The organism is Actinomadura logoneensis, from assembly GCF_003428695.1.
GTDB lineage: Bacteria > Actinomycetota > Actinomycetes > Streptosporangiales > Streptosporangiaceae > Spirillospora > Spirillospora logoneensis.
In genome coordinates this window covers 1-2,749 of sequence record NZ_QURH01000056.1, presented here as the reverse complement: position 1 = coordinate 2,749, position 2,749 = coordinate 1, and the positions used below count along the sequence as shown (strand labels likewise).

Here is a 2,749-nt window from a genome sequence, read left to right as displayed (position 1 = left end):
CCCGACGCCCCCGTCGTCCCCGCCCCCGCAGGCGTCTCCGACGCCCCCGCGCACACCTCCCCGACCACCGCCGCGAACAGCGAGGACGCGTCGTGAACTGGCTGAACTCGAGCTTCACCCTCTTCGGGGAGCACGTGCTGTGGACCGACCTGGTCGGCAACGTGCTCTCCCTCGCCGTGGTCTACCTCGCCATGCGCAAGACGCTGTGGACCTGGCCCGTCCAGATCACCGGCGCGCTGCTGCTGCTCGCGGCGTCGCTGCACGCCCACGTCCCCGGAAACGCCCTCAAGCAGGCCTTGTTCGTCTTCCTCGGCGCCTACGGCTGGATCATGTGGGCCCGCGGACGCCGCGACGGCGGCCCCCTGGTGATCCGCAAGGCCACCGCTCGCGAGCGGGTCGTCCTGCTGGTGGCGCTCGCCCTCGGCACCGTCCTGGTCGCGCAGCTGTTCATGCACATGACCTGGCTGAAGGTGGCCTGGTCGCCGTGGGCCAACGCCTACATCTTCGTCGGCAGCGCCGCCGCGACCTTCGCGCAGAGCCGCGCCCTGGTGGACTTCTGGATCATCTGGGTGCTGGTGGACCTCGTCGGCGTGCCCCTGGCGCTGAAGTCGGGCCTGTGGGTGTCCGGGGCGGTGTACGGGATCTTCTTCGTCATGGTCATGGCGGGATTCCGCAACTGGCTCAAGGAGGCCAGGCGGAACCCGCGAATCCCCACCCGCGAGGACGGGACGGTGACGGCATGATGACCGCCGACAGGAGGCCGGCCGACCAGACGCCGGCCGACGACAGGACACAGGACGCCGGGCGGCTCGGCGAGGAGCGGCTGACCGGCGGCGACAGGCTGCTGCGGGGCGGCGGGCCGGTGCCCGGCGTGGTGCCCGGCGGCGAGGAGGTGATGACCGGCAGCGACCTGCCGAGGGCCGACGACCCCGCCGGGGTCTTCGACCCGGTGGAGGAGGCCGTCGCGGCGATCGCGGCGGGCCGCCCGGTGGTCGTGGTGGACGACGAGGACCGCGAGAACGAGGGCGACATCATCTTCGCCGCGGCCAAGGCCACGCCCGAACTGCTGGCCTTCACCATCCGCCACACCAGCGGGGTGATCTGCGCGCCGATGCTCGGCACGGACCTGGACCGGCTCCACATCCCGCTGATGACGGCGCAGAACCGGGACCGCATGCGGACCGCGTTCACCGTCACCGTGGACGCCCGCGAGGGCGTGACCACCGGCATCTCCGCCGCCGACCGGGCCCGCACCCTGCACGTGCTGTGCGACCCGGGCAGCGAGCCCGAGGCGCTGGTCCGGCCGGGCCACATCTTCCCGCTGCGCTACCACGAGGGCGGCGTGCTGCGCCGCCGCGGCCACACCGAGGCCGCCGTGGACCTGGCCCGCCTGGCCGGGCTGCCGCCGGCGGGCGTCCTCGCCGAGATCGTCAACGACGACGGCACCATGGCCCGGCTGCCCGAGCTGCAGGTGTTCGCCAAGGAGCACGGTCTCAAGCTGGTCTCCATCGAGCAGCTGGTCGAGTACCGGCGGCGCACCGAGCCCATGGTCACCCGCGCGGTCGAGACCCGGCTGCCGAACCGGTTCGGCGCCTGGCGGGCCGTCGGCTACTCCAGCGCCGTGGACGGCGGCGAGCACGTCGCGCTCATCCTCGGCGAGATCGGGGACGGCGAGGACGTGCTGGTCCGCGCCCACTCCGAGTGCCTCACCGGCGACGTCCTGCACTCCGAGCGCTGCGACTGCGGCGCCCAGCTCGACGCCGCCATGGCCCGCATCGCCGAGGAGGGCCGCGGCGTCGTCCTCTACCTGCGCGGCCACGAGGGCCGGGGCATCGGCCTGCTCGCCAAGCTCCAGGCGTACTCCCTGCAGGACGACGGGTCGGACACCGTGGACGCCAACATGGAGCTCGGCCTCCCGGTGGACGCCCGCGAGTACTCCAACGCCGCGCACATGCTCCGCGACCTCGGCGTGCGGTCGATCCGCGTCCTCACCAACAACCCGGCCAAACTCGACGGCCTGTCCGGGTTCGGGCTGGACGTGCGGGGACGCGAGGCCATGCCGGTCGCCGTCACCGAGCACAACCGCCGCTACCTCGCGGCCAAGCGCGACCGCCTCGGCCACCGGATCGGAGACCTCGCATGAGCGGCCAGGGACGTCCCGAGGACACCACCGTCGACGCGTCCGGGCTGACCCTCGGCATCGTCTGCACCCGGTGGAACGCCGAGATCACCGACCGGCTGCTGGAACGGGCGCGCGCGGCGGCCGAGGCGTGCGGCGTCGCCGAGCCGGTGGTCGTCCGGGTGGCGGGCGCCCTGGAGATCCCGGTCGTCGCGCAGCGGCTGGCCCGGGACCTGGACGCGGTTCGCGCAGCGGCTGGCCCGGGACCTGGACGCGGTGGCCGTCCTCGGCGCGGTGATCCGGGGTGAGACCGCCCACTTCGACTATGTCTGCGACGCAGTCACCGCCGGGGTCGGCCGGGTCGCGCTGGACGAGTCGACCCCCGTGGGCAACGGCGTTCTCACCTGTGACAATACGGATCAGGCCCGCGCGCGGGCCGGTTTTCCGGAAAGCTCGGAGGACAAGGGCTGGGAGTCGGTCGTGGCGGCCCTCGACACGGCGCTCACCCTCCGCTCGCTCCACCGCCGGACCGCGGGCGCGGTCTAGCGGCGCGGACGCGGGACCGGGCCCGCCGCCGGACGCGTCGGTGGGCCCGGTCCCGGGCTCGGCGTCGGGGTCCGCGCCGGAGGC

General features: G+C 73.8%; 2 protein-coding genes and 1 pseudogene. All 3 read left to right on the top strand.

Translation table 11 applies throughout. The features are described from left to right. Positions 1–92 precede the first annotated feature (92 nt). Positions 93–743, top strand: a complete 651-nt coding sequence (locus DZF91_RS02990; protein ID WP_117355973.1) for a nicotinamide mononucleotide transporter family protein — start codon at positions 93–95, stop codon at positions 741–743. A gap of 152 nt (positions 744–895) precedes the next feature. Further along, a complete protein-coding gene (locus DZF91_RS02985) occupies positions 896–2,143 on the top strand; it encodes a bifunctional 3,4-dihydroxy-2-butanone-4-phosphate synthase/GTP cyclohydrolase II (protein ID WP_117355974.1) in 1,248 nt (415 codons plus the stop codon). Further along, positions 2,140–2,665 (top strand): annotated as a pseudogene (gene ribH / locus DZF91_RS02980) (6,7-dimethyl-8-ribityllumazine synthase). The gene DZF91_RS02985 and the pseudogene ribH overlap by 4 nt, the downstream one beginning before the upstream one ends. Positions 2,666–2,749: the final 84 nt, after the last annotated feature.

Bases quoted from the DNA above. Each gene is read 5' to 3' on its own strand.
- DZF91_RS02985 (WP_117355974.1), top strand. From the start codon at position 896: ATGACCGGCAGCGACCTGCCGAGGGCCGACGACCCCGCCGGGGTCTTC.